Source organism: Corynebacterium confusum (assembly GCF_030408715.1).
Classification (GTDB): Bacteria; Actinomycetota; Actinomycetes; order Mycobacteriales; family Mycobacteriaceae; genus Corynebacterium; species Corynebacterium confusum.
This window is the reverse complement of record NZ_CP047202.1, coordinates 1,319,309-1,344,050: the sequence shown is the minus strand read 5'-3', so window position 1 is coordinate 1,344,050 and position 24,742 is coordinate 1,319,309. Positions and strand designations below refer to the sequence as shown.

Sequence of the window (24,742 nt, the reverse complement as noted above, 5' to 3'; positions counted from 1 at the left end):
TCCCGATGGTGAACTCAAACGAATTTTCTGCTCGTAAGAACCCGAACCAGGTCACCAAGGGTGATCTCTTCGGTTCCTTCGACGTGGCGGACTTCGACATCCCGAAGGGGCGCGACGAGGTGTGGCGTTTTATCTCCCTGCGCAACATCCGCGGCCTGCACAACGGCGAGTTTGCTGAGGCCGTAGCCCAGGACGTGAAGGTCACCGGTCCGGAAGAGGTCCGCACCGAGACGGTCGCTCCCACCGACGAGCGGCTGGGTCGGGCGGGTAAGCCCACCGACCGCGTGGCAGCCCAGGCGTGGACCTCCATGCCGGAGGCGCAGATCGTCACCATCGAGCCGGAGGCCCGGCTGGAGGAGCCGACCGTTGTGACAATTACCGGCCGCGGCCACGGCCTCACCAGCTTCGGCGCCACCTCCATCGAGGTCGGCCACCACGCCGAGGCCACCGTCGTGCTCAAGTACGAGGGCTCCGGCACCCACGCTGACAACGTCGAGTTCGTCATCGGCGACGGCGCCCACGTCACGGTCATCGTCGACGCCGACTGGGACAACGACGCCGTGCACCTGTCGCACCAGGCAATCAAGATGGGCCGCGACGCCACCCTGCGCCACAACTCCGCCATTTTCGGCGGCGAGATCGTACGCATCGTCCCGCGCGTGACCTTCAGCGCCCCGGGCGCCGACGCCGAGCTGCTCGGCGTCTACTTCGCGGACTCCGGCCAGTACTTCGAAAACCGCATGCTGGTTGACCACTCCGTGCCGAACTGCCGCTCCCGCGTGCTCTACAAGGGCGCTCTGCAGGGCGACAAGAAGGCCGAGTCCCGCACCTGCTGGGTGGGCGACGTGCTCATCCGCGCCGACGCGCAGGGCACCGACACCTATGAGACGAACAACAACCTCATCCTGACCGACGGCGCGCGCGCCGACGCGATCCCGAACCTGGAGATCGAGACCGGCGAGATCACGGGCGCCGGCCACGCTGCTACCGTCGGCCGCTTCGATGACTTGGAGCTGTTCTACCTCATGTCCCGCGGTATCCCGGAGGCCGAGGCCCGCCGGCTCATCATCCGCGGCTTCTTCAACGAGGTCATCAACCGCATTCCGGTCGAGTCCCTGCGCGAAGAGCTGGAAAACCGTGTTTCTGACGAGCTAGCGAAGATCAACGCCTAGCGCCCCCCGCTGAAACCCACGCAACAGAAAGATTAAATCGCTATGTCAACTCTGGAAATCAAGAACCTCCACGCCCAGGTGCTCCCGAACGAAGAGGGCGAAGAGCCCAAGGAGATCCTCAAGGGCGTGAACCTGACCATCAACTCCGGTGAGACCCACGCCATCATGGGCCCGAACGGCTCCGGCAAGTCCACCCTGTCTTACGTCATCGCCGGCCACCCGAAGTACGAGGTTACCGAGGGTGAAGTCCTCCTCGACGGCGAGAACGTGCTGGACATGGAAGTCGACGAGCGCGCCCGCGCCGGCCTCTTCCTGGCCATGCAGTACCCGACCGAGGTCCCGGGCGTGAAGATGAGCCAGTTCCTGCGGTCTGCCGTCACCGCTACCCGGGGCGAGGCCCCGAAGCTGCGCGAGTGGAACAAGGAACTGACCGCGGCCCGCGAGCAGCTGCAAATCGACAAGTCCTTCGCCCACCGCTCCGTGAACGAGGGCTTCTCCGGTGGCGAGAAGAAGCGCCACGAGGTCATGCAGCTGGACATCCTGAAGCCGAAGATGGCCATCATGGATGAGACTGACTCCGGCCTAGACGTCGACGCGCTGCGTATTGTCTCCGACGGCATCAACCAGTACCAAGAGGAGACCAACGGCGGCATCATGCTGATTACGCACTACAAGCGTATCCTCAACTACGTGAAGCCGGATTACGTCCACGTTTTCGCTCAGGGCCAGATCGTGAAGACCGGCGGCGCCGAACTGGCAGACCAGCTCGAGGCCGAGGGCTACGACAAGTTCGTCAAGTAAAGCTGGAGACTATGTCAGGACTAGATACTCAAGCTATTCGAACGCAGTTCCCTGTCTTAAGCCGCACCGTGCGCGGGGATAAGCCGCTGGTCTACCTCGACTCCGGGGCGACCTCGCAGCGGCCCCTGCCGGTGTGGAAGGCGGAGGAGGACTTCGTCCTGCACACCTTCGCACCTGTCCATCGCGGCGCCTACCAGCTGGCCGAGGAAGCTGACGACGCCTACGAGTCGGCCCGCCAGGCGATCGCCGCCTTCGTGGGCGCCGATCGAGACGAGATCGCGTTCACCAAGAACGCGACTGAGGCCCTCAACGAGGTGGCCTACGTCTTGGGCGACGACCGCGCCGGCGACTTGGCGGTCACGGCCGATGACACCATCGTCATCACCGAGCTGGAGCACCACGCCAACCTGGTTCCGTGGCAGGAACTGGCGCGGCGCACCGGCGCCACCCTGAAGTGGTACTCGGTCACCGAGGACGGCCGGATCGACCTGGACTCCCTGGAGCTGGACGAGTCCGTCAAGGTGGTCGCGTTCACCCACCAGTCCAACGTGACGGGTGCCGTCGCCGACGTCGCGGAGATCGTCTCCCGCGCGAAGGCCGTGGGAGCGCTCACCGTCTTGGACGCCTGCCAGTCCGTCCCGCATATGCCGGTCGACTTCCACGCGCTCGACGTGGATTTCGCCGCCTTTTCCGGGCACAAGATGTGCGGGCCCTCCGGCATCGGCGCGCTCTATGGCAAGGCTGAGCACCTGAAAGCTCTCCCGCCGTTTTTGACGGGCGGCTCGATGATCGAGGTCGTCAAGATGGAAGGCACCACTTTCGCGGCGCCGCCGCAGCGCTTCGAGGCCGGTACCCAGATGACCAGCCAGGTCGTCGGCTTGGGCGCGGCGGTCAAGTACCTGTCCGAGATCGGCATGGATAACATCCAGGCCCACGAGCGTGAGCTGACCGAGTACGCGCTGGAGCAGCTGAACCAGATCGACGGCCTGACCATCGTGGGGCCGAAGACGGCGGAGCGCCGCGGCGGGGCCATTTCCTTCCTCGTCGACGGCGTGCACCCGCACGATTTGGGCCAGGTGCTCGATGACCAAGGCGTCGCCATCCGCGTGGGCCACCACTGTGCGTGGCCGGTGCACCGCGCGGTGGGCGTGCAGTCCACGGCGCGCGCGAGCTTCTACCTGTACAACACGCGTGTAGAAGTCGACCAGCTGGTCGCCGCCATCAAAAAGGCGAAAGAATTCTTTGGAGTGGTGTAGATGCTGGATTCGATGTACCAAGAGGTGATCCTGGATCACTACAAGAACCCGCAGTACAAGGGCCTACGGGAGGGCCACCAGGCCGAGGTTCACCACGTGAACCCGTCCTGTGGCGACGAGCTGACCTTGCGCGTCAAGCTGTCCGAGGACGGCAAGACCGTGGAGGACATTTCCTACGACGCGGAAGGGTGCTCGATTTCGCAGGCCTCGACCTCGGTCATGGCCGAGGAGATCGTGGGCCAGCCGCTGGAGGTGGCTAACCAGAAGCTCGCCGAGTTCGAGAAGATGGTGACCTCGCGCGGCAAGGAAGAGGGAGACGACGAAATCATCGGTGACGGCGTGGCCTTCGCCGGGGTTTCCCAGTACCCAGCCCGAGTCAAATGCGCGTTGCTAGGCTGGAAGGCATTCCAAGCCGCCGCAGGCGACGCACTCAACGAATTGGAGCACTAATGACCCAGCCCACTGACCCGTACCAGAACGAGTCTTCGAGCTTCGAAGGGGGCCGCGAGCGCCCCGAGCAGACCGAGGAGCAGATCGCGAAGGCCTACGACGTCGCTGAGTTCCTCCGTGACGTCATCGACCCTGAGCTCGGCATCAACGTCGTCGACCTCGGCTTGGTCTACGAGATCTGGATGGAAGAAAACGAGGGCAAGGAAAAGGCCGTCGTTAACATGACGCTGACCTCTCCGGCGTGCCCGTTGACCGACATCATCGCCGAACAGGCCGAACAGGCGGTCGTGGGCAACAAGGTAGCCGACCAGTTGGAAATCAACTGGGTCTGGATGCCGCCGTGGGGTCCGAACATGATCACCGAGGAGGGGCGCGAACAGCTCCAAGCCCTCGGGTTCGCCGTCTAGGCTCGACTTCGTTTTTCACACTTAGCCAGGCTCCTTGGCTCGTCTAGGGGGCCTGGCTTTGCGCTGCGCGGAAGTTGATAAACTAGCGGGTTGTGATTGTTACCAATGACTTGGAAGTTCGCGTCGGCGCTCGCACTTTGCTCAACGCCCCGGGGCAGCACCTGCGCGTCCAGCCGGGGGACCGCATCGGGCTCATCGGACGCAATGGTGCAGGAAAGACCACCACGATGCGCATTTTGTCGGGGGAGACGGAGCCCTATGGCGGTTCGGTGACCACCTCTGGGCCCATCGGCTACCTGCCGCAGGACTCCCGCGAGGGCAACATCGAGCAGTCCGCCCGCAACCGCGTGCTCTCTGCCCGCGGCCTGGATGAAATCCAGCGTTCCATGGAAAAGCAGCAGCACATCATGGAAAACACCGAGGACGATAACAAGCGCGACAAGGCGATCGCGAAGTTCTCGCGCCTGGAGGAGCGCTACCAGGCGCTGGGCGGCTACGAGGCCGCGGCCGAGTGCGCCCAAATCTGCGACAACCTGGGCCTGCCGCAGCGCGTGCTGGACCAGCAGCTCAAGACCCTGTCGGGCGGCCAGCGCCGCCGCGTGGAGCTGGCTCAGATTCTTTTCTCCGCCACCGCGGGCGCGGGCAAGTCGAACACGACCCTGCTGCTGGACGAGCCCACCAACCACCTGGACGCGGACTCGATTACCTGGTTGCGCGGTTTCCTGGCTAAGCACGAGGGCGGCCTCATCATGATATCCCACGACGTGGAGCTTCTTGATGCCGTCTGCAACAAGATCTGGTTTTTGGACGCGGTCCGCGCGGAGGCCGATGTTTACAACATGGGGTACAAGAAGTACCTCGACGCCCGCGCTACCGACGAGGCCCGCCGGCGTCGCGAGCGCGCCAATGCGGAGAAGAAGGCCGCCGCGCTGCACAAGCAGGCCGCGAAGCTGGGCGCGAAGGCGACGAAGGCCGCGGCCGCGAAGCAGATGCTCGCCCGCGCCGATCGCATGATGAACGAGCTGGACGAGGTGCGCGTGAGCGATAAGTTCGCCAGCATCAAGTTCCCGGAGCCCGCGCCCTGCGGCAAGACCCCGATGAACGCCAAGGGGCTGACCAAGATGTACGGCTCCCTGGAGGTCTTCGCGGGCGTGGACTTGGCCATCGACAAGGGCTCCCGCGTGGTGGTGCTGGGTACCAACGGCGCGGGCAAGACCACCTTGCTCAAGCTGCTCGCCGGGGTGGAGCGCACCGACGGAGAGGGCGGCATCGTCAGCGGCCACGGCCTGCGCATCGGCTACTTCGCCCAGGAGCACGACACCATCGACGGAGATAAGACCGTGTGGGAAAACACCATCGAGGCCTGCCCGGAGGCCGGCCAGCAGGACCTGCGCGGCCTGCTGGGCGCGTTCATGTTCTCCGGTGACAAGCTGGAGCAACCCGCCGGCACGCTCTCGGGCGGTGAGAAGACCCGCCTGGCGCTGGCCACGCTGGTCTCCTCGCGTGCCAACGTCCTGCTACTGGACGAGCCGACCAACAACCTGGACCCGATCTCCCGCGAACAGGTCCTGGACGCGCTGCGCACCTACACCGGCGCCGTCGTCCTCGTGACGCACGACCCGGGCGCGGTCAAGGCCCTCGAACCCGAGCGCGTCATCATCATGCCCGACGGCGACGAGGACCTCTGGTCGGACGAGTACATGGAGATCGTCGAGCTGGCCTAAACGCCACACCGCCTGCGCTGCCTGCCGGCCGTGTGCCCAGGCGGCGGGATAGTAGCGGGGAAGTTCGAGACAAAAGCACCGCCGCGGGGTGCCAGGAAGGCAGCCGCGGCGGTGCTTTTAGGTATGGGTTAGCGTTAGCGCAGCTAACCGAAGCTCAGCAGGAATGCTTCGAGCTGAATCATCTCGTCGGTATCGGGGCGTGGCCGGCGATAGCTTCGAAGGCCGCTGCGGCCTCCTTGGTGCTCGCCGGGGTCGAGTCGGCCTCGACCAAGTATTCTGCTACCGCGGCGTCGACCGGGGTAGCGGAAATGGTATCCACGCCGGTACCGGTGAGAGAATCCTTGAACGTATCAGCAATGCCATCCAGGATGATGCGCATTGTGGTCATCATGATTCACCTCCACGTGAATACGGATCATCTCTTTGTTGATGCCTCAATTGAAAGACGCCCATACTGCGAAAGCAACCCCTAGGTAACTAGGAATTTACCCTCTGGTCACTTGTAATGTGTCTGGAATCACGAACCGGTGTTTACAAGCCGCCTTAGAGCTCCATGCCGAAGTAGTGGGTGATGGAGTCGCGGGCAATCCAGACGATGGCCAGGATGATGACGGCGGCGACCAGGGCCAAGAAGATAACGCCCATCGTCTTCTGCGCGTCACCGGCACCGTGCGCCAGGGAAACCAGGCACGCGGTGACGATCTGGCCGTGGCGGAAGTGCTCGTTCTTGACCTTGGTCGGGATGATGATCTTGCCGGCGATGGAGGACCACACCACACCACGCCGCCGGAGCCCATGGCGGCAAACGCCGCGCCAATCAGGCCGCCGAACAGGGCGGGGAGGAGCTCGACTGCATGCCCAGCAACCAGGTGAACAGGTTCCACAGGATGCCGCCGATGAGGCCGGTGAAGACCACCATCAGTAGGGCCTGGCCGTCGGCCGGCACTGCACCGGTGCCCGCGCCGGAGAGGTCATAGGAGTCCAGGTTGACGATTCCCTTGGCCACCGTGGCGGCCACGTTAACGGAGAGGAACGCTCCCATCAGGTTGAGCGCCGCGGAGATGGTTACCGCGGTAAAGGGCTTGAGCGCGCCCGTGGCAATCGAGGTAGCCATGGCGTTGGCCGTGTCGGTGCATCTGCGGCGCCCAAGCGTCGCGGACGGTCCGAAACTTTACTCCTGCCTGGAGATTTAAACAATTTAGTTCATGGACCTATCTAAATTGTCACACTAAATTAATCCCCAGGTCGCATGGAGTTGACCAGAAGTTGGTCTGAGTGCTTGTTTCCCCCTAGCCGGAGGTGGCTAACGCAACATCTAAAGCCCCGAATTCTCCCCATTGCAAACACTAAAATAGGGGAAAGCATTTCACTACTTTGCGCCTACCGTGACGCAGGAAAAGGAGTCAACCATGTCCTGTTCGTGGGATAAGTGTCAGCGCGACCTGAACAAGCGCTGGTCGCAGCTTTCTTCAGCCGAGCAGAAAGGTGTTATCGGCGCCCTCGTCCTAGACGGCGTCCTCAAGGCGACCGCGTGGCACTACCTCTACCACCTGCCCAACCGCAAGATCCGCGGCCCGAAGTGGCTCTGGGCCATCATCACCGCCGTCATCGGCACCTTCGGCCCCGCCGGCTTCCTCCTCGGCGGCATCCGACGCCGTTAGAACATAACGCACTTAGTGGCAGCCCTGGCTCTGGCTGGTCTGCCACTTTTTCTTTGTTTGGGGAGCGGTCCCTCTCTATCCCCGCACGGGTCGTGGCGCTTCGGGCTTTCCTACCAGAAATCCCGCCTGGCCCGCTCGCCAGTGGACTGGCTGGGTTGGGCGCCTATAAGGCCGCTGCCCCCGGGGACCGGGCGGAATAGGGGAACGGCTCCTAGTTGCGGAAGCCGTGAACCGGGGCGGGGATGAAGCCGCCGCGGTTGATGAACTGGGAGTTGCCCACGGTGTTGACCGGGATGACGGGGGCGTAGCCCAGCAGACCGCCGAAGTTGACCTCGTCGCCGATCTGGGCGCCGGGGACGGGGATGACGCGCACCGCGGTGGTCTTATGGTTCATCATGCCGATGGCCGCCTCGTCGGCGATCATGCCGGCGATGGTGGTGGCAGAGGTATCGCCCGGCAGGGCAATCATGTCGAAGCCGACGGAGCAGATGGAGGTCATCGCCTCCAGCTTGTCCATGGAGATGGCCCCGGACTTGACCGCGTCGATCATGCCCTTGTCCTCGGAGACAGGGATGAAGGAACCCGACAGGCCGCCGACGCGGGAGCAGGCCATCATGCCGCCCTTCTTGACGGCATCGTTAAGCAGTGCCAAGGCAGCGGTGGTGCCGTGGGTACCGACCTGGTCCAGGCCCATGTGCTCGAGGATGTGGGCGACGGAGTCGCCCAGCTCGGCGGTGGGCGCCAGGGACAGGTCCACGATGCCGAAGGGGACGCCGAGGCGTTCCGCGGCGAGGTTGCCTACCAGCTGGCCGGCGCGGGTGATCTTGAACGCGGCCTTCTTGACCTCTTCGGCGACATCGTTGAGGGTCGCGCCCTCCAGCGAGCCTAGGGCGCGGTCAACCACGCCGGGGCCGGACACGCCCACGGAGACGACGCAGTCGGGCTCCTCGATGCCGTGGAAGGCACCCGCCATGAACGGGTTATCGCCCACGGAATTGGCGAAGACGACCAGCTTGGCGCAGGCGATGGCGGATTTGTCGCGGGTCAGTTCCGCGGACTCCTTGATGACCTCGCCCATGCGCTTGGCGGCGTTCATGTTGATGCCGGCGCGGGAGGAGGCGATGTTGACCGAGGAACAGACGAGGTCGGTGGTGGACAGGGCCTCCGGGATGGAGTCGATGAGCTTCTTCTCCGCAGAGGTGGCACCCTTTTCTACGAGGGCGGAATATCCGCCCACGAAGTTCACGCCGACTTCCTTGGCGGCGCGGTCGAGGGCCTCGGCGACCTCGACGGGGTTGCCTTCGACGCCGGCGACCACGAGGGAGACCGGGGTGACGGAGACGCGCTTGTTGACAATCGGGATGCCCAGCTCGGTCTCGATACCGCGGGCGACCTCGACCAGGCGCTCGGCGCGCTGGGTCACCAGGTCGTAGACGGCCTCGGCGGTGGCGGACATCGTGGAGCGGGTGCAGCCGAGCAAGGAGATGCCCATCGTGACCGTCCGGATGTCCAGGCGGTACTTGTCGATCATCTCGATGGTCTCGAGGACCCGGTGAGTATTGAACGTATTAACCATGAATCCAGACTCTCCTTAGACCTCGTTCATGGTGGTGAACAGTTCTTCGGACTGGATACGAATGGACTGCTTCTTCGCTTCTGCGACCGGATCCATCTTCGACTGGATTTCGGCAATAGAGGTGGCAGAATCATCAAACTCGACCCGCAGAATCATCGTGAAAAAGCCCGACATCAGCGTCTGGGATATGTCAACAATATTCACATCGAGTTCGGCAAGCTGGGTCGACACGGAGGCAACAATACCGGTGGAATCCACACCGGTCACGGTCATAATCGCAAACATGTCCCTATTGTATCTGTCACTCCACAGGTGGCGGGGCAATGGGCACAATCGGCAAGGTAATTCGCCTCACGTTGGTACGGTGGGGCGTATGAATGCGAACAAAGAACTCAAGGTCCTCATCATCGGCGGACACGGCAAGGTCGCCCAGCTCGCCGCGCCGAAGCTGCGCGAGGCCGGCGCCGAAGTCACCTCGCTCATCCGCAACCCGGATCAGCAGGCCGACATCGAAAAGCTGGGTGCGACGCCGTACCTGGCGGACGTCACCCAACTAACTGTGGAGGACTGGGCCCAGCTGGAGAGCCAGTTCGACGCGGTGGTCTGGTCCGCCGGTAACGGCGGCCGCGGCGGCGAGCAGGTCACCATCGACGTCGACCAGGACGCCGCGCTGGCCAGCATCCACGGCCTGGAGCACCTGCGCGATCAGGGTGCGAAGGTCCCGCGCTACGTCATGGTTTCCTACAAGGGCGCGACGCAAGCGGAGTTCGACCCAGATCACGACCTTTATACCTATTCGCTGGCCAAGAAGGCCGTGGACGACTATCTGAACTCCACGGACCTGGACTACGTTATCTTGGGCCCGGCAGTGCTTACCGATGAGCCAGCCGGGGGCATCGAGCTCGTCGCTGATCAGCCCGCCACCTCCACCGATGAGCACTCTTCCCGCGAATTGGTGGCCGCGGTCATCACCGAGGTCGTCACCCGCAAGCAGACCCCGCACAGCCCGGTCACCTTCGTCGACGGCGAAGGCAAACTCAGCGAGATCGCCTAGACTGGGAAAGTCCGTCGGCTCCACAGAGCCTGTCGGGCCCACAGACTTCGCAGACCGTGGAGATTTCCAAAAGTATTGGAGATTCTGGAGACTCTGGAGCCTTTGCGGGCCGCGCAGACTCGGGAGACTGTAGACGGGGAGAAGACGCCTGAGGGGGTGGGAGACGAGATGGTGGACGAGCGAATGATCACAGCGGCGGGGCAGGGGCCGCGCAGGGTCCTGCTGGACTGCGACCCCGGCATCGATGATGCTGTGGCGATCCTGTACCTGGCCGGGCGGCACCACGCCGGGGAAATCGAGCTGGTCGGGATTAGCGCCACGGGCGGCAACGCCAGCGCCGAGCAGACGGCGCTCAACGCCCGTTGGCTGCTGGACGCGTCCGGGCTGCCCGAGGTTCCCGTGGGCGTGGGGGAGGCTGGCCCTGCCGACCGCGAGCTGGTCACCACCCCGGAGACTCACGGGCCCAGCGGCCTGGGGCACTTCGACGTGCAGCTAGCCGACGGGGCAGCGCCGCGGCTCCCGTGGAGGGAGCTGTGGCAGCAGTGCCTGGACGGGGCAGCGCCGGTAGACCTTATCGTGACCGGTCCGCTGACGAACGCGGCGCAGTGGGACAAGCTTGCGGAGTTTCGCCAGGTGACCGTCATGGGCGGGGCCGTTAATTACCGTGGCAACACCACGCCCACTGCCGAGTGGAATTTCTGGGTGGACCCTCTGGCCGCCCACCGTTTCTTCCGTGCCCAGCTGCCGCCGGTGGTGCTGTGCTCGCTGTCGGTAACCGAGCAATTCCTCATCACCCCGGAGCGCGCCGCGCGGTTGGCAGGCGTGCTTGCTGACGCGGATCTGGCCGAGGCGATGCTCGAGATGCTCCAGTTCTACTTCGAGTTCCACGACGCGCAAGGCGAGGGCTACCAGGCCCAAGTCCACGACGCCGTGACTGCGATCGTGGCGCTGGGCGCCTGCGGCTACGATGCCGTGCCCACAACCATGGACGTCGAGGTCGACAGCCCGCTGCTGCGGGGCACGAGCGTGGCGGATCTGCGCGGGCACTGGGGCCGTGAGCCCAATGCCTCCCTAGTCAGGGCGATAGACGTCGAGGGCGCGCACGCGGAATTGGAGCGGGGCTGGCGGCTGCTGGCCCAATTCGGGTCGCAGGAGTCGAAGACGCTAAGATAGCCCGCGTACGTGTGCAGGCTCGAGGTGACATAGAGCAGGCAGCGCGGCGCACGCCGTGCTTTTCCAACCCACTACCAACTCCGCAGGTGGTCAATTTCTATGTCTCCGCTGTTTTCGAAGTCCGCCCAATCTGCTGATTCTTCCGGGCCGCGAACTCCCGGCCCGGCTAAACTCATCGCCGGCCGCCGCGCCCTGATGGTAGCCGGCGCCCTAGTCGTCGCCGGGACCTGGATCTACCTGGTCCTGCTGCGGCCCACCGGTTGGGAGTCCGTGGCCGGCAGCCCCGAGGCGTTTATCACCCTGGCCGGCTATTTCGGCGGGGCAGCGCTGCTGCTGGCCGGCGCCTTGCCCTCCCTGACCGCCGGGGCCATCGCCCTTATCCCCGTCTGCTTGGTCATCAACATCGTCATCGGTGAGCTCATCGGCTCAATCGGCGTGCCGCTCTACCTGGATTCCCTGGGCACCGTTCTGATGGCGGCACTTTTGGGCCCGGTGGCAGGCCTGGCCACCGGCACGTTGTCGTCCGTGGTCTGGGGCTTTATCAACCCGGCCGCCCTGCCGTTTGCGGCGGTGTCGGCGGCCACGGGTTGGATGGCCGGGTGGGCCATCCAGCGCGGTGCCTTCCAGCGCATCTGGCGGATCGTGGTCAGCGGCGCCCTCATCGGCATCATCAGCGGCATGCTCGCCGCTCCGGTGGCGGCCTTCGTCTACGGCGGCACGGCCGGGCTGGGCACCGGGGCCTTGGTCTCGGTCTTCCGCGAGTTCGGCAATTCCCTCTTGGCCTCGGTGACCATGCAGTCGCTGGTCTCCGACCCGCTCGACAAGATCTTGGTCCTTTTCCTCGTCGCCCTCACGGTCAAAGCGCTGCCGCAACGAGTCCTCAAGCGCCTGCACCCGGCCGTGCAGCCACGCCCGGACGCGGAGACGAAGTCCTAGCCGCCGGGGAGACGGTCCAGAATGGGTATGGGAACGGACGCGGTCCCGACCGCGGGCATGAGTGACGGCGAGGGCGCGCCGGCCGGGGTGCTACGCGGCAGACTGCACCCGGCTACACCAGCCACCTGCGCCGCAGTGGCGTGGTTGCTCGTCATCGCGCTGAACCACCCGGTGGTCTCCGCGCTGGTTCTGCTGCTCGCGCTTGTCGCCGGTGCCGTCACTGGCCGCGGGCTAGCGGTTGCGTTGACGACCTGTGTCATTTCCTTCCCCGCGGCTTTATCGATGGTGGCCATCCACGCCCCGCACGGTCAGGACCAGATCTTTGCATTCGTCACCCGCGACGGGCTGGCACTGGCCGGGTCCTTGTCCCTGCGGTTTTTCGCGCTCGTCGCGGTGGTGCTGGCCGCGGTGGCCTTTGTCACCGTGCCGGACGTGGCCAAGGCTATCCAGGCCTCCCAGGCCGGCCACAAGGTCGCCTATATCGTGGGCGCCTCGCTACAGCTGCTGCCGCGGGGCACCCGGGTCGTCGGCGTAGTACGGGACGCTAACCGCTTGGAAGGCCGCGTGCCTAGCTGGCGGAATCTCGCTAGCCGCTATATCGGCCCGGTGGTCTCCCTGCTTTTGTACCAAGCCACCGCGCAAGCCAAGGCGCTGACCTCCGTCGGCTTCGACCAGCCCGGCCCGCGGACGGTGCTCCGCCCAGTGCCGGACAGCCGCGGGCAACGGGCCTTCCGCTGGGCGGTCGCGTGCATGGGACTGGCCGTCGTGGGGTGGTCGCTGTGGACCTAGCGCAGGTAGCCGCCCACGTTCGCGAGACGTCCGCACCGCTCGTGCAGGTGGTAGTGCCCTTTACCTACCAGGCCGAGGACGTCGCCGAGACGCTTTCCGCCGCGTTGGAGACCCGGGCGGTTTTGGGGGCGGACCCGCAGGTGCATATCTCCGGGCTGCGCTCCACCGTCATTGAGGAACTGGCCATCCCGCTCGAGCACGCCGGCTGGACCCGGGAGCGAATGGAGCGCCGCTGCGCGGAAGCACTCGCGCAGGTGGGGCTTAGCGATCACACCGAGCGCGATCCGTTGCACCTATCCGGCGGCCAGACCCGGCGCTTGGCCATCGCTGCGCTGACCATCGTATCCCCGGCAGCAGTCGTGCTGACCGAACCGTTCGCGGGGCTGGACCGGGCGTCCCGGGCCGGCATCGTCGAGCTCCTCCACGCCCTGGACGGCAGCCGGGTGGCCACCATTAGCCATGCCACGGAAGAGGACTTGGGCGGCGAGGTTGTCACCATCGACCCGGACGCGGACGCCGTTGCAGTTGCCGCTGCGGTGCAGGCCTTGGATGAGCCGCTAGCGGTGAACGCGGCCAGACCGGCGGCAGGGGCTGCGCCGGTCCCGGCGGGGGAGGTCTTGCCCGTGCGGGGCCTGGTTGTGCGGCGCGGGGCGCGCCGGCGGCGCTGGTGGCAATTCCGGCGCAGTAGCGGATCTGGCTTCCGGGTCGGTCCGGTGGACTTCGACCTCGTGCCCGGCCAGGTTCTGTGGGTGCGTGGGGATAACGGCAGCGGGAAGACCACGCTGGTGCGGGCGCTGGCCGGCCTCGACGGGCATGCGCCGGTAAGCGACACGGTCGCGGCCTGCCTGCAGTCGCCCTTCGACCAGGTGGCAGCCCCGACCGTGGAGGCGATGCTGGGATCTGGGCAGGCCTGCGCGCAGCTCGGCGTTGACCCGCAGGTACACCCGCTAGACCTGCCGGTTTCCCAGCTGCGGGTGGTCCAGGTTGTCGCCACCGCCCGGCGGGCGGCCCGCGTCGTAGTCTTCGACGAACCGGATACCTACCTCGCGCCCGCCCACCGAGAAGTCATCGCCGGACTTATCGCCCGGGTGGCGGCCACGGGCGCCGCGGTGGTACTGACCTGCCACAACGAAAAATTCGTGCACGACCTGCCTGCGGGGCTGGCCGTGCACGAATTGTGGCTGGGGCGGATGGGTAAGGACCTGTCCTAGTCGACACCGTCCTTGCGGATGGAGTGCTCGACGATGTCGAGGACGCTGCTCAGCCGCTGGGGGTCCCCCATGGCCAGCCGGTTGATGAACCCGTCCATGAACGTCTCTAGGTAGATGACCAGGGTCTCGACGGGGACGTCATCGCGCAGCCGGCCCTTCTCTGCATTGGAGTAGAGGCGCTGGCGCACCGCGTCATCCAGGATGGACTGGTGATCCTTCCAGCGGGCCCGGAAGGAGGCATCCGTGCGCAGCAGCGAGATGATCTCCAGGCGGGTGGCCAACCAGTCGTAACGCTCCGGCTGGTTGAGCATGTTCCGCATGACCTCCACCAAGCCTTCGCGGGCGACGACCTCCGCCTGGCGGGCGGCGTCCTCGCGGGCCAGGGCCAAAAACAGCGACTCCTTGTCACCGAAGTGGTGGAAGATAGCGCCGCGGGATTTGCCGGTCGCCTCCTCCAGCAGGCGCACGGTGGCCCCTTCGTAACCATGCTCAGCAAAGCAACGCCGAGCGCCTATCAAGATGTCGTGGCGGCGCCGGTTGAGCTCGCTATCGCTGACGATGGGCATGTTGTGACCTTCTGCTCTGTGGGTGGACGTGGACAGGAAAATGCACGCGTGAAGCGCTAACACCGGCTACCGGTGGACAAGGCGAGAGGACGGCAAAGGGGGCGAGACTCCCGCTGGCTTATCGCGGAAGTGCAGCCCCCTTTGACTCTAACGTGCGGTTAGTGGCCTAGCCGTTTTAGGACTTGACCATCTGGCGCAGCACGAACTGGAGGATGCCGCCGTGGCGGTAGTAGTCAGCCTCACCAGGGGTGTCGATGCGCACGTCGGTGTCGAACTCGACGGTGGAGCCGTCCTCCTTGGTGGCGGTGACGTGGACCTCCTTCGGGTGGCCCTCGTTGTTGAACTCGCTCAGGCCAACGATGTCGAAGGTCTCGGTGCCGTCCAGGCCGAGGGACTCGTGGGAGTCGCCGTCCTTGAACTGCAGCGGAGCCACGCCCATACCGATGAGGTTGGAGCGGTGGATGCGCTCGTAGGACTCGGTGATGACGGCCTTGACGCCCAGCAGGTTGGTGCCCTTAGCGGCCCAGTCACGGGAGGAGCCGGTGCCGTATTCCTTACCAGCCAAAACGACCAGCGGGGTCCCCTGCTCCTTGTAGTTCTGAGCAGCGTCGTAGATGAACGCCTGCGGGCCACCCTCCTGGGTGAAGTCGCGGGTGTAGCCGCCGGTCACGTCCACCAGCTGGTTAGCCAGGCGGATGTTCGCGAAGGTACCGCGGACCATGACCTCGTGGTTACCACGACGGGAGCCCAGGGAGTTGTAGTCCTTGCGGGCCACGCCGTGCTCGTCCAGGTACTGGGCGGCCGGGGTGCCCGGCTTGATGGCGGAAGCGGGGGAGATGTGGTCGGTGGTGACCGAGTCGCCCAGCTTCACCAGGACGCGAGCGCCCTTGATGTCTTCGACGTCGCCCGGCTCGAGCTCCATGTCCTCGAAGTACGGTGCCTTGCGGACGTAGGTGGAGTTCTCGTCCCACTCGAAGGTCTCGCCCTCCGGAACGTCCAGGTTGCGCCATGCGTCGTCGCCCTTGAAGACGTCGGCGTAGTCGGCCTCGTACATCTCGCGGGAGATAGCGGCCTGGATGGTCTCCTCAATCTCCTCGGTGGACGGCCAGATGTCCTTCAGGAAGACGTCGTTGCCGTCCTGGTCCTGGCCCAGGGCCTGCTTGTCGAAGTCGAAGTCCATGGTGCCGGCAATGGCGTAGGCGATGACCATGATCGGAGACGCCAGGTAGTTCATCTTGACGTCCGGGGAGATGCGGCCCTCGAAGTTACGGTTACCGGACAGGACTGCGGTAGCAGCCAGGTCGTGCTCGTTGATGGCGTTGGAAATCTCGTCCGGCAGCGGGCCGGAGTTACCGATGCAGGTGGTGCAGCCGAAGCCGGAGAGGTAGAAGCCCAGAGCCTCGAGATCCTTCCACAGGTCGGCGCGCTGGAAGTAGCCGTCGACAACCTGGGAACCCGGGGCGCAAATGGTCTTGACCCACGGCTTGGAGTGCAGACCCTTCTTAGCCGCGTTGCGGGCAATCAGGCCGGCACCGACCATGACGGACGGGTTCGAGGTGTTGGTGCAGGAGGTGATGGAGGCGATAGCCACCATGCCGTGGTCCAGGGTGTACTCGCCACCGTTCGGGGAGTTGACCACGACCGGGTGGGACTGACGTCCGGAGGAGCCCTTGGCGGCGGACTCGTTGTTGCCGGCGCGGGACTGGTTCAGGCCGCCGGCGACGTCGACGTCGTCGTCCGGAGCGCCGCCCTCGTCGGTCATGCGCTTGGCCTCAACGGTGGTCTCGTCGACGATGACCTCGTCGGTGGTGTAGTTGCCCAGGTCCTTACGGAACTGCTCCTTGGCCTCGGACAGCAGGATGCGGTCCTGTGGGCGCTTCGGGCCGGCGATGGACGGAACCACGGTGCCCAGGTCGAGCTCGAGGTACTCGGAGTACTCGGCCTCCGGAGCGTCCTGCTCCAGCCACATACCCTGTGCCTTGGCGTACTCGCGGACACGGTCGATCTGCTCTTCCGGACGGCCGGTGAGCTCGAGGTACTTGATGGTCTCTTCGTCGATCGGGAAGATGGCCGCGGTGGAGCCGAACTCCGGGGACATGTTGCCGATGGTGGCGCGGTTGGCCAGCGGGACGGACTTGACGCCGTTGCCGTAGAACTCGACGAACTTGCCGACAACGCCCTGCTGACGCAGCATCTCGGTGATGGTCAGAACGACGTCGGTAGCGGTCACGCCGACCGGGATCTCCCCGGTCAGCTTGAAGCCGACGACCTTCGGGATGAGCATGGAGACCGGCTGGCCCAGCATGGCAGCCTCGGCCTCGATGCCGCCGACGCCCCAGCCCAGGATGCCCAGGCCGTTTTCCATGGTGGTGTGGGAGTCGGTACCGATACAGGTATCCGGGTACGCCAGGCCCTCGTTGTCGAAGACGACGCGGGACAGGTACTCGATGTTGACCTGGTGGACAATACCGGTTCCCGGGGGCACCACGCGGAAGTTGGAGAAGTTCTCGGAGCCCCAGCGCAGGAACTGGTAGCGCTCCTCGTTGCGCTGGTACTCAATCTCGACGTTCTTCTCGAGAGCGTCGGAGGAACCGAAGGCCTCGGTGATAACGGAGTGGTCGATGACCATCTCGGCCGGGTTCAGCGGGTTGACCTGATCCGGGGTGCCGCCCAGAGCGGACACGGCCTCGCGCATGGTGGCCAGGTCGACCACACAGGGAACGCCGGTGAAGTCCTGCATCAGAACGCGGGCCGGGGTGAACTGGATCTCGGTGTCCGGCTCAGCCTTCGGGTCCCAGTTGGCCAAGGCATCGATATGCTCCTTGGTCACGTTCTTGCCGTCTTCGTGGCGCAGCAGGTTCTCGCCGAGGACCTTCAACGAGTAGGGCAGCTTGGACATGCCCTCGACAGCGTTGATGTCAAAGTAATCGTAGGACTTGCCGTTGACGTCAAGAGTCTTCTTGGCGCCGAAAGAGTTCAAGCTTTCAGTCACAGGGAGCTCCATTCCTTGTTTGAGAACTAAGATGTTCGCCATCGTCGCTCAGGTATTAGTTCCGCATACTCGCCCGGGCGCCCCGCGTGAGCGGGAAACTAGGGCGAAGTTAATAGCCATGGGATATATACTTCGGAGACGACGTGAACGCGATGGTTCATTTACCCATCATAGATGGCTGAACCGTCGACTCCCTTAACTATAACAGTACGCGCGTTCTGTTTCCAGTATTTTGACGCTCCGCGGCGAGTCGGACGCGCGTGGGGTGCGAGTTAGTGCGTAATGTGGCCCCGTAAACAATCCCACCGGGCCCGGTCTATTCCCAGCTTAACGCACTGTTGGGGGAAGGCCTGGGGTGCGACAAGGAGACGATTCGATGATTCCGCAAGGGGTAGATGTTCCGGACTTGGCGGAGCAGCTGGACCAGGATTCGGTTGCTTTTACTAACCCCGTTTTAGCGGGGGACCCGGGTGCGCAGGCGGACGCGCAGGCCTCATTGCGGGACGGCGATGGGATTGCCGTTGTGGACATTGCGGGCGGTTCGCCGGCCGATTATCGCGACGTCGCCCAGGAGCTGCAGGACGCCACCGGCTTGGATACTGTCATCGTCCAGTCTCCCGGAACTATCTCTGTGGTTAGTGATTCCTTGTCCCGCGCCGAGATTGAATCGGCCCAGGCTGGGGTCCCCGCAGGGCTGGTGCAATCTGAGGTCCTCGATGACTTCTATGCCGGCGTCGACCAGACTCCGTTTAGTTATGTCTCTGCAGTGATCGTTGCGGTCGCGATTCTTGCCGTGGTCGGGGCAATCTGGGCCTTCCGGCGGGCAGTCGGCGGGACCCAATATATTGAACTGGCGTCGGCCTAGAGGGGCAGTGCGGGTGTCGCCTTAGGCACGCGCAACCGCCGATGCTAGGTGTCCGCGCTAAGAGCGTAACGATTGTCCTTGTCAGGATACGGCCGCTTCTGGTCGTGGGGCTCGGGTATAAATCGGGGTCGGTAGGTGTTAGGGGGCACCGCCTTTAGGTGCAGTGGTCAACCCTGTAGGGTTGACCACTTTCTTTGATCTGCATGCCCGTCGGCGGGGCGGGCGGTGCACTATCGGGCAAGAAAAGCGCGAAAGTGACGAAATTCACAGCATTAGTCTCAAGTTGGTAACAGTGCTGGTGACGGCGAAATGTTAAGTGCTGTGACTTTACTTAACTCGTGTGGTTTGTGAGAAACATATGCAAGATGTGGCGTAGGTGCTTTATGGTTTTCATAGCAACTCATGAGGTGAATTGTGGAACATGGTTCACGGATTGAGGCTTGACTGGAACGTCCAGACGTACGCGGTACGGGCATGTGGGGAAGCACGCCAAGACCGGGCGAAGGGCTGTTGTGGTTGGGGTTCAATCGTTTTCCGCGTCCGGCAGTTGGCCCATGGGTTGGAGTTAATGTCCAATCTTTGTATTGCCAACAGGCTAGGAGAAAACAAGTCGTAGGCCTTTACCTTTGTTCTTAAGTGTCGTGCCCATACCGACGGTCTTTCGTTCCGCGATGACCGATTTACGGGGTGGCTGCTGCGCCCGGAGCTCATGCCGATGGGGAAGTCTGTGCCTGAGTCCGCCCAACAGCCGTTCCCATAGACGGTATGGGTGAGCGCGCTTTTCTGCTCACGGTTGAGAACCTGCGGATTCGGCATATCTTTGTGCGAGGTAGGCCTGTCTCAACAAACCTAGCTTGCTGGCCAAGGAGCATATTCGTGGCCACCACATCTATTGTGAACGCGCGGAATAATTCCGGCCGTTCTTTCAAGTCCCGTTTCCGAGCGGCGTTTTCCGCTGTTGCCTGTACGGCAGCGTTGTCTACCGTCGCCACTTTGACCCCGACCGTTGCCAACGCCGATGAGCCCGGCGACGACCTCCAACGCCTGACCCGGGAACTGACCCGCGGTAGCAGCTCGATCTCCGACGTCGCCGGCGCCATTGCCGACGTCCAAGGCGAGATCTCTCGCCTGGAGGGCGAGATCGGTCGCTACCGCGAGATCGTCAACCAAGCCTTGGTCGACCTCCAGGACGCGCGCACCGAGGCCCAGCAGGCCCGCGACGGCGCCGCCACCGCTAAGGAAGAACTCAACGGCGCACAGGTCGACGTCGAAAAGGCGCAGGAAAAGCTCGACGAGATTTCCCGCTCGGTCTACCGCCGCTCCGGTACCTCGGACGCGGTGACCAACGCCGCCGGCGCCGACGCGCGGGCGGAGAAGCTGGAGCGCCAGAGCTACCTGGCGGGCCAGTCCGATAAGCAGCGCGCCGTCGTCGAAGACCTGGAAAAGGTCCGCACGCAGAAGGCCAACAAGGAGTCCCAGCTGCGTCTGGCCAAGGAACTGGCCGACCAACGCGAGGAGCGCGCGACCTCCGCCGAAGAGGACGCCCGTAAGACCCTGGAAGACTCCCTGGCCGAGGTGGAAAAGATCTCCGCCCAGCGCGACGAACTGACACACCAGGAAGAAGACGCCCAGGACGCATTGGATGCGGCTCGCGGCCTCTCGCACAGCGCTAACCGCGGCACTGAAAACGCCGACAAGGACGACAGTCAGTCTGCTGCTAGCGGCCGCTCGCAGTCCGCGACTGCGAGCTCGACGGCCGCCCCGCGGGAGGAGTCGACCTCCACTCGCGCGGGGGCCGGCAACAGCACCTCGGCCCAGGCGTCGACCTCGGAGAGCGCCTCCGCGTCCGAGTCTTCTGCCTCGACTGAGTCCGCTGGTTCGTCCGAATCCGCGGAGCCGACCGAGGCCCGCGATTCCTCGGCTACCTCCACCAGCGTGGAGAACGCCGGCGGGGACAACAGCGGCTCGCAGCGGGACGAGCCGACCGTCCAAGGCCTGGAGCCGGCACAGCGTTCCGGCGCAGACGAGGCGGACTCCGGCGACCAGCTGAGCTCCAACGAAAACGGCTCTTCCGAGGAAGACATGGCGCTGCTGTCGAGTGCGGCGATGGCCGTGGCGCAGGGCATCGTCGCCGGCTCTCAGCCGGTGCACACGCAGCTGGAAGAGGCGACCGGGGACGAGTCCACCGGGAGCCTGCCGGCCCTGCAGGGCGACGGCCAGGGCGAGCAAGATGCGGACCTGACCAGCCAGCTGGGCGGCGTGCTCGAGGAACTCGAGACCTCCGACTCGGTGACGGAAGAGGCCAGCGACGCGGTCTCCGACATGGGGCGCGAGGCCCAGATCGAGGCCGTCATCGCGCGAGCCGAGTCCCAGATTGGCGTGCCCTACGCTTGGGGCGGCGGCGACGCCAACGGCCCGACCCAGGGCATCCGCGACGGCGGTGTGGCCGACTCCTTCGGCGACTACAACAAGGTCGGCTTCGACTGCTCCGGTCTGGTGCTCTACGCCTTCGCCAGCGTGGGTATCTCCCTGCCGCACTTCACCGGCTATCAGTACAACCACGGTGAGAAGATCCCGACCTCCGAGATGGAGCGCGGCGACCTGATCTTCTACGGCCCCAACGCCTCGCACCACGTCGCCATCTACCTGGGTGACGGCATGATGCTGGAGGCCCCGCAGTCGGGCCAGAACGTGCAGAAATCTCCGGTGCGCTACGGGGGTATGGCACCGTATGCCGTACGTCTAATCTAGCGTCGCCAAATATTAAGCCACCAACTTTAGTTGGTACTGTCAGGATTATGACTGACGCACAACAGACTAATCCTGGCTATGACGCCCTCCTCGTTCTTTCTTTCGGTGGCCCGGAAGGAAACGAGGAGGTCGTCCCGTTTCTGGAGAACGTCACTCGCGGCCGCGGCATCCCCCGGGAGCGCCTCGTCAAGGTCGGCGAGCACTACTTCCACTTCGACGGTGTCAGCCCCCTGAACGGGCTCAACCACGAAATCATCGAAAACGTCAAGGGCGAGCTCGCCCGGCGGGGCATGGATCTGCCGATCTACTTCGGCAACCGCAACTGGCACCCCTTCGGCAACGAGGCCGCGGAGCAGATGGTCGCCGACGGCGTGCGCCGCGTGCTCGTCTTCGCCACCTCCGCGTGGGGCGGCTACTCGGCCTGCCGGCAGTACGACGAGGACATCGTCGCCATGCGCCAGCACCTGGCGGACAAGGGGCTGCCCGAAATCGAATTCACCAAGCTGCGGCAGTTCTACTCCCACCCCAAGTTCGTCGGGGAGATGGCCCGCGCGCTCAAGGACGCGTGCGCGGAGATCCCTCAGGAGAAGTGGGATAGCACCCGCGTGCTGTTCACCGCCCACTCGGTACCGAACGCCCACGACGCAGTCGGCGGCGCAGAAGGCGACAAGCACCTCTACTCCCGGCAGGTGGCGGAGGCGGCCAAACTCATTGCGGAGCAGGCAGGTATCGGCCGCTACGACCTGGTGTGGAACTCTCGCTCCGGCAACCCGGCTACGCCGTGGCTGGAGCCCGACATCGTCGACCACGCCACCGACATCCACAACGACGAGGGCGTGGACGCGATTGTCGTGTCCCCGGTCGGCTTCATCTCCGATCACATGGAGGTCATCTGGGACCTGGATTCGGAGCTAGCCGAGGCCTGCCGCGAGATGGGCGTCGACATGTCGCGCACCCGCACCGCCGGGCCGACCGCGGCCTTCACCGAGATGATCGTCGATCTTGTCGAGGAGCTGACCGCCGGTGCCCCGCGGGAAGACCTGGGCGAGGTCACCACCCAGGGCTGTACCGTCAACGGCGAGCCCTGCGCCCCGGGCTGCTGCGACATCTGGTCGCTGCGTAAATCCAGCTAGCGAGCGAAGTCGCTGAGCGCGTAGGCCACCCCGGACATGCGCGCCTGGCGGATGTGCCGCCATAAGCGCAGCAGCTGCGGATCCAGGCTGTGATCCCCCAGGCGATCCGTGACCGTTTCGATAATGGCCGCCACGCGATCGGCGCGGGCAAAGAGCTTGGCCGCGCGCCCCGGTACGCACGATGGCAGGCCGGGAGTGTCGTAGAAATCCGCGAGCGTGCCGACGGTAAGCCGGGCGTCGTCGGCGTTTATCTTACGCTGCCCGCTGGCCTCGATGAGCTGCGCGGATTCTTCCGTCGCAGCTGAAAGCACAGCGTTCGCCTCGCCGGGGCTGAGCCAGGCCGGCTCGGGCAGGCGCCCATCCACCTCATAGGCGAACCACCAGGTCGCCCCGTCATGAAAGTCGGGCTAAGACCAGGTGGCGGTCGGGATCTGCAGTGCGCACGACGATGCCGCCGGCCCCATTCGCCGCCACGTGTTCCGCGGCCTCCGTCCCCGCGGGCAGGGCGGGCGGATCCCCGGGGCCGGAGAGAATCAACCGCAGCGCCGGCTCCGGCCGGGCGCCCGGCGATAGCTCGGCGTCGTCTGCGGCGTTGTCGCGGATGAGCCGCAGCAGCTCAATGCCGGGCTCGCCGTGGCGGACATAGACCGGCCCGCCTAGCTCCTCGAGGGCCTGCAGCGTCGCATCCGCCGACTCGTGGTGGTAGAGCCAAGCTCCCAACCAGACGGCGGAGTTTTGCAGTGGTGACCACACCTCGGCGCGCATATCCATGACGGGACAGTCTAGTAGATAAGATATTCCGCCATGAGCTTCAACTCCCGAGACCCCTACGGCGGCGATATTTTCGCCGGACACGCGCGCAAGCAGCCGAAGAACTACCCCGAGGTGCCTGCCGAACCCGGGCTCGTGGTGGAGGTCCGCGGGGACGAGCAGGAATTTACCGGGGCGGTCCAAGGCGTGGACAAAACGGTCTTCGGCGAGGTCGTCCGGCTCGCCGACCGCCACGGCAACGAGCGGGTGTTCAACCTAGTCAAAGGCGGCTTCCTTATCGAGGGCAAGCCGGTGACCCTGGTGCGCTACGTGGAAAAGCAGGCCCCGCGCCGCTCGAACTCCGGCTCCCGGCGGGTGGAAAACCTCGAGGCCAAAGTCGCCGCGCCGTCGCGCATTTGGGTAGAAGGCATCCACGACGCCGCCATCGTGGAGAAGGTCTGGGGCCACGACCTGCGCGTCGAGGGCGTGGTCGTCGAATACCTCGAGGGCTTAGACAACCTGCCGGAGCGGCTCGCGGAGTTTCGCCCCGAGCCTGGGCGCCGCATTGGCGTGCTGGCCGACCACCTGGTCGAAGGCAGTAAGGAGACCCGGCTGACCCGCGCGGTCGGCCCAGACTGCCTGGTCACCGGCCACCCGTACATCGATATTTGGGCCGCGGTAAAACCGGAGCGCCTGGGCCTTAAGAGCTGGCCGGAGGTGCCCTACGGCGAGGACTGGAAGACGGGTATCTGCAAGCGCGTGGGCTGGTCCGATCCGAAGGAAGGTTGGCACCGCGTCTACAGCGCAGTGAATTCTTTCCGCGACCTAGAGCCCAGCCTGATCGGCGCGGTCGAGCGTCTGGTGGATTTCGTGACCACCCCGGAGCTCTCCAAGGAGGACTTGCTCTAGGCCTGGTTGCCGCGCTCCAAAAGGCGGACGGCTAGTTGCCAGCCGGCGCTCTCGGCCGCCCAGCCGGCGGCTTGCAGGCGCTGGGACATGGCCTGTTTGGAGATGCCGAGCTGCTCGGCCGCCTCGTTCTGGTTGTAGCCGGAACGCACTAGGGAGGTGGCCTCGCGCCCCTCGGCGGTGCGCTTGTGGAGCACGTATCCCAGGAGGCCGAAGGCGGCGGCGATGTCGTCCGCCTCCGACTTGCGGGCGCGCACGTCCGTCTTGGCCCGGACCTGGCCGGCGCGGGCGGAGCGCCCCACGGCCCCGGAGGCCGTCGCGCGCGCCACGGCTTTGTCGGTGGCGCCGGGGCACAGGCCGAGCCCGACGGCCCAGTCGCCGTCGGCCAGCAGCGCCATGACGACCTCGCAGACCGTCGAGGGGGAGTCGACCACGGTGCAGATGTCCTCCACACCGAGGATGGTGAAATCGTCGACGCCGTCGAGGGTGGCGAGCGCCTGAGCGGAACGCTTGACGAGGTCGGCGCGGTGCATGGAGGAACCGCGGTAGCGAGCGTGCACGGCGAGCAT

At 64.9% G+C, this 24,742-nt stretch carries 22 protein-coding genes and 2 pseudogenes; 16 read left to right on the top strand and 8 right to left on the bottom strand.

The genetic code is table 11. The annotated features are described in order from the left end of the window. Positions 1-5: 5 nt before the first annotated feature. From sufD to CCONF_RS06260, 6 genes are all read left to right on the top strand, one after another. A complete protein-coding gene (gene sufD, locus CCONF_RS06285) occupies positions 6-1,172 on the top strand; it encodes a Fe-S cluster assembly protein SufD (protein WP_290221831.1) in 1,167 nt (388 codons plus the stop codon). Between the two features lie 42 nt (positions 1,173-1,214). After that, complete coding sequence (sufC, locus tag CCONF_RS06280) at positions 1,215-1,973, top strand: Fe-S cluster assembly ATPase SufC (protein WP_290221829.1); 759 nt, start codon at positions 1,215-1,217, stop codon at positions 1,971-1,973. An 11-nt stretch (positions 1,974-1,984) separates the two neighbouring features. Continuing rightward, positions 1,985-3,229, top strand: coding sequence for a cysteine desulfurase (locus tag CCONF_RS06275; RefSeq protein WP_290221827.1), 1,245 nt, complete (start codon positions 1,985-1,987; stop codon positions 3,227-3,229). Continuing rightward, positions 3,230-3,679: a Fe-S cluster assembly sulfur transfer protein SufU gene (sufU, locus tag CCONF_RS06270; RefSeq protein WP_290221825.1), complete on the top strand. Its 450-nt coding sequence runs from the start codon at positions 3,230-3,232 to the stop codon at positions 3,677-3,679. Continuing rightward, entirely contained in the window at positions 3,679-4,086 is a 408-nt protein-coding gene (locus CCONF_RS06265; protein WP_290221823.1) for a metal-sulfur cluster assembly factor, read from the top strand. Before sufU ends, CCONF_RS06265 begins: the two co-directional genes overlap by 1 nt. 92 nt (positions 4,087-4,178) lie before the next feature. Beyond that, a complete protein-coding gene (locus CCONF_RS06260) occupies positions 4,179-5,810 on the top strand; it encodes an ABC-F family ATP-binding cassette domain-containing protein (RefSeq protein ID WP_290221822.1) in 1,632 nt (543 codons plus the stop codon). Between the two features lie 178 nt (positions 5,811-5,988). Here CCONF_RS06260 and CCONF_RS06255 read toward each other — a convergent pair whose 3' ends face one another. Continuing rightward, positions 5,989-6,201 (bottom strand): hypothetical protein, encoded by a 213-nt coding sequence (locus CCONF_RS06255; RefSeq protein ID WP_290221819.1) that lies wholly within the window; start codon positions 6,199-6,201, stop codon positions 5,989-5,991. Between the two features lie 221 nt (positions 6,202-6,422). Next, a pseudogene (locus CCONF_RS06250) lies at positions 6,423-6,939 on the bottom strand (inorganic phosphate transporter); the annotation flags it as partial. Between the two features lie 280 nt (positions 6,940-7,219). On the opposite strand from CCONF_RS06250, the gene CCONF_RS06245 reads away from it, so the two are divergent. Continuing rightward, positions 7,220-7,471 (top strand): hypothetical protein, encoded by a 252-nt coding sequence (locus CCONF_RS06245; RefSeq protein WP_290221816.1) that lies wholly within the window; start codon positions 7,220-7,222, stop codon positions 7,469-7,471. A 211-nt stretch (positions 7,472-7,682) separates the two neighbouring features. On the opposite strand, the gene CCONF_RS06240 is transcribed toward CCONF_RS06245, so the two are convergent. Together CCONF_RS06240 and CCONF_RS06235 are read right to left on the bottom strand one after the other, a co-directional pair. Further along, entirely contained in the window at positions 7,683-9,047 is a 1,365-nt protein-coding gene (locus CCONF_RS06240; RefSeq protein ID WP_290221814.1) for a PFL family protein, read from the bottom strand. A 15-nt stretch (positions 9,048-9,062) separates the two neighbouring features. After that, the gene (locus tag CCONF_RS06235; protein ID WP_290221813.1) at positions 9,063-9,332 is read right to left on the bottom strand and encodes an ACT domain-containing protein; all 270 of its coding nucleotides are present in this window, start codon (positions 9,330-9,332) and stop codon (positions 9,063-9,065) included. Positions 9,333-9,420: 88 nt separating this feature from the next. Between CCONF_RS06235 and CCONF_RS06230 the strand changes: the two genes are divergently transcribed. The 5 genes from CCONF_RS06230 (at position 9,421) to CCONF_RS06210 (ending at position 14,210) form a co-directional block, all read left to right on the top strand. Next, entirely contained in the window at positions 9,421-10,101 is a 681-nt protein-coding gene (locus CCONF_RS06230) for an NAD(P)H-binding protein (RefSeq protein WP_290221810.1), read from the top strand. A gap of 183 nt (positions 10,102-10,284) precedes the next feature. Next, positions 10,285-11,274 (top strand): nucleoside hydrolase, encoded by a 990-nt coding sequence (locus CCONF_RS06225; protein WP_290226302.1) that lies wholly within the window; start codon positions 10,285-10,287, stop codon positions 11,272-11,274. Between the two features lie 195 nt (positions 11,275-11,469). After that, a complete protein-coding gene (locus tag CCONF_RS06220; RefSeq protein WP_290226300.1) occupies positions 11,470-12,210 on the top strand; it encodes an ECF transporter S component in 741 nt (246 codons plus the stop codon). A gap of 21 nt (positions 12,211-12,231) precedes the next feature. Next, positions 12,232-12,999 carry an energy-coupling factor transporter transmembrane component T family protein gene (locus tag CCONF_RS06215; protein WP_290221808.1) on the top strand — a complete coding sequence of 256 codons (768 nt, stop codon included), beginning with the start codon at positions 12,232-12,234 and terminating at the stop codon, positions 12,997-12,999. Continuing rightward, positions 12,957-14,210, top strand: a complete 1,254-nt coding sequence (locus tag CCONF_RS06210) for an ATP-binding cassette domain-containing protein (protein WP_290221806.1) — start codon at positions 12,957-12,959, stop codon at positions 14,208-14,210. The genes CCONF_RS06215 and CCONF_RS06210 overlap by 43 nt, the downstream gene beginning before the upstream one ends. On the opposite strand, the gene CCONF_RS06205 is transcribed toward CCONF_RS06210, so the two are convergent. Then, on the bottom strand, positions 14,207-14,776 hold the full coding sequence (locus tag CCONF_RS06205; RefSeq protein WP_290221804.1) for a TetR/AcrR family transcriptional regulator: 570 nt from the start codon (positions 14,774-14,776) through the stop codon (positions 14,207-14,209). The two genes, CCONF_RS06210 and CCONF_RS06205, sit on opposite strands and share 4 nt — an antisense overlap. A gap of 175 nt (positions 14,777-14,951) precedes the next feature. Continuing rightward, complete coding sequence (gene can, locus CCONF_RS06200) at positions 14,952-17,768, bottom strand: aconitate hydratase (RefSeq protein WP_290221802.1); 2,817 nt, start codon at positions 17,766-17,768, stop codon at positions 14,952-14,954. Between the two features lie 376 nt (positions 17,769-18,144). On the opposite strand from can, the gene CCONF_RS06195 reads away from it, so the two are divergent. From CCONF_RS06195 to CCONF_RS06185, 3 genes are all read left to right on the top strand, one after another. After that, entirely contained in the window at positions 18,145-18,633 is a 489-nt protein-coding gene (locus CCONF_RS06195; protein ID WP_290221800.1) for an Rv1476 family membrane protein, read from the top strand. A gap of 876 nt (positions 18,634-19,509) precedes the next feature. After that, positions 19,510-21,384, top strand: a complete 1,875-nt coding sequence (locus tag CCONF_RS06190) for a DIP1281 family NlpC/P60 protein (protein WP_435384062.1) — start codon at positions 19,510-19,512, stop codon at positions 21,382-21,384. Between the two features lie 47 nt (positions 21,385-21,431). Further along, entirely contained in the window at positions 21,432-22,517 is a 1,086-nt protein-coding gene (locus CCONF_RS06185) for a ferrochelatase (protein WP_290221797.1), read from the top strand. Here the strand turns inward: CCONF_RS06185 and CCONF_RS06180 are convergent. Beyond that, a pseudogene (locus tag CCONF_RS06180) lies at positions 22,514-23,288 on the bottom strand (Rv1486c family protein). The gene CCONF_RS06185 and the pseudogene CCONF_RS06180 sit on opposite strands and share 4 nt — an antisense overlap. A 33-nt stretch (positions 23,289-23,321) precedes the next feature. On the opposite strand from CCONF_RS06180, the gene CCONF_RS06175 reads away from it, so the two are divergent. Next, on the top strand, positions 23,322-24,176 hold the full coding sequence (locus tag CCONF_RS06175; protein ID WP_290221795.1) for a DUF3097 domain-containing protein: 855 nt from the start codon (positions 23,322-23,324) through the stop codon (positions 24,174-24,176). On the opposite strand, the gene CCONF_RS06170 is transcribed toward CCONF_RS06175, so the two are convergent. Next, a complete protein-coding gene (locus CCONF_RS06170; RefSeq protein WP_290221793.1) occupies positions 24,173-24,742 on the bottom strand; it encodes a MarR family transcriptional regulator in 570 nt (189 codons plus the stop codon). The two genes, CCONF_RS06175 and CCONF_RS06170, sit on opposite strands and share 4 nt — an antisense overlap.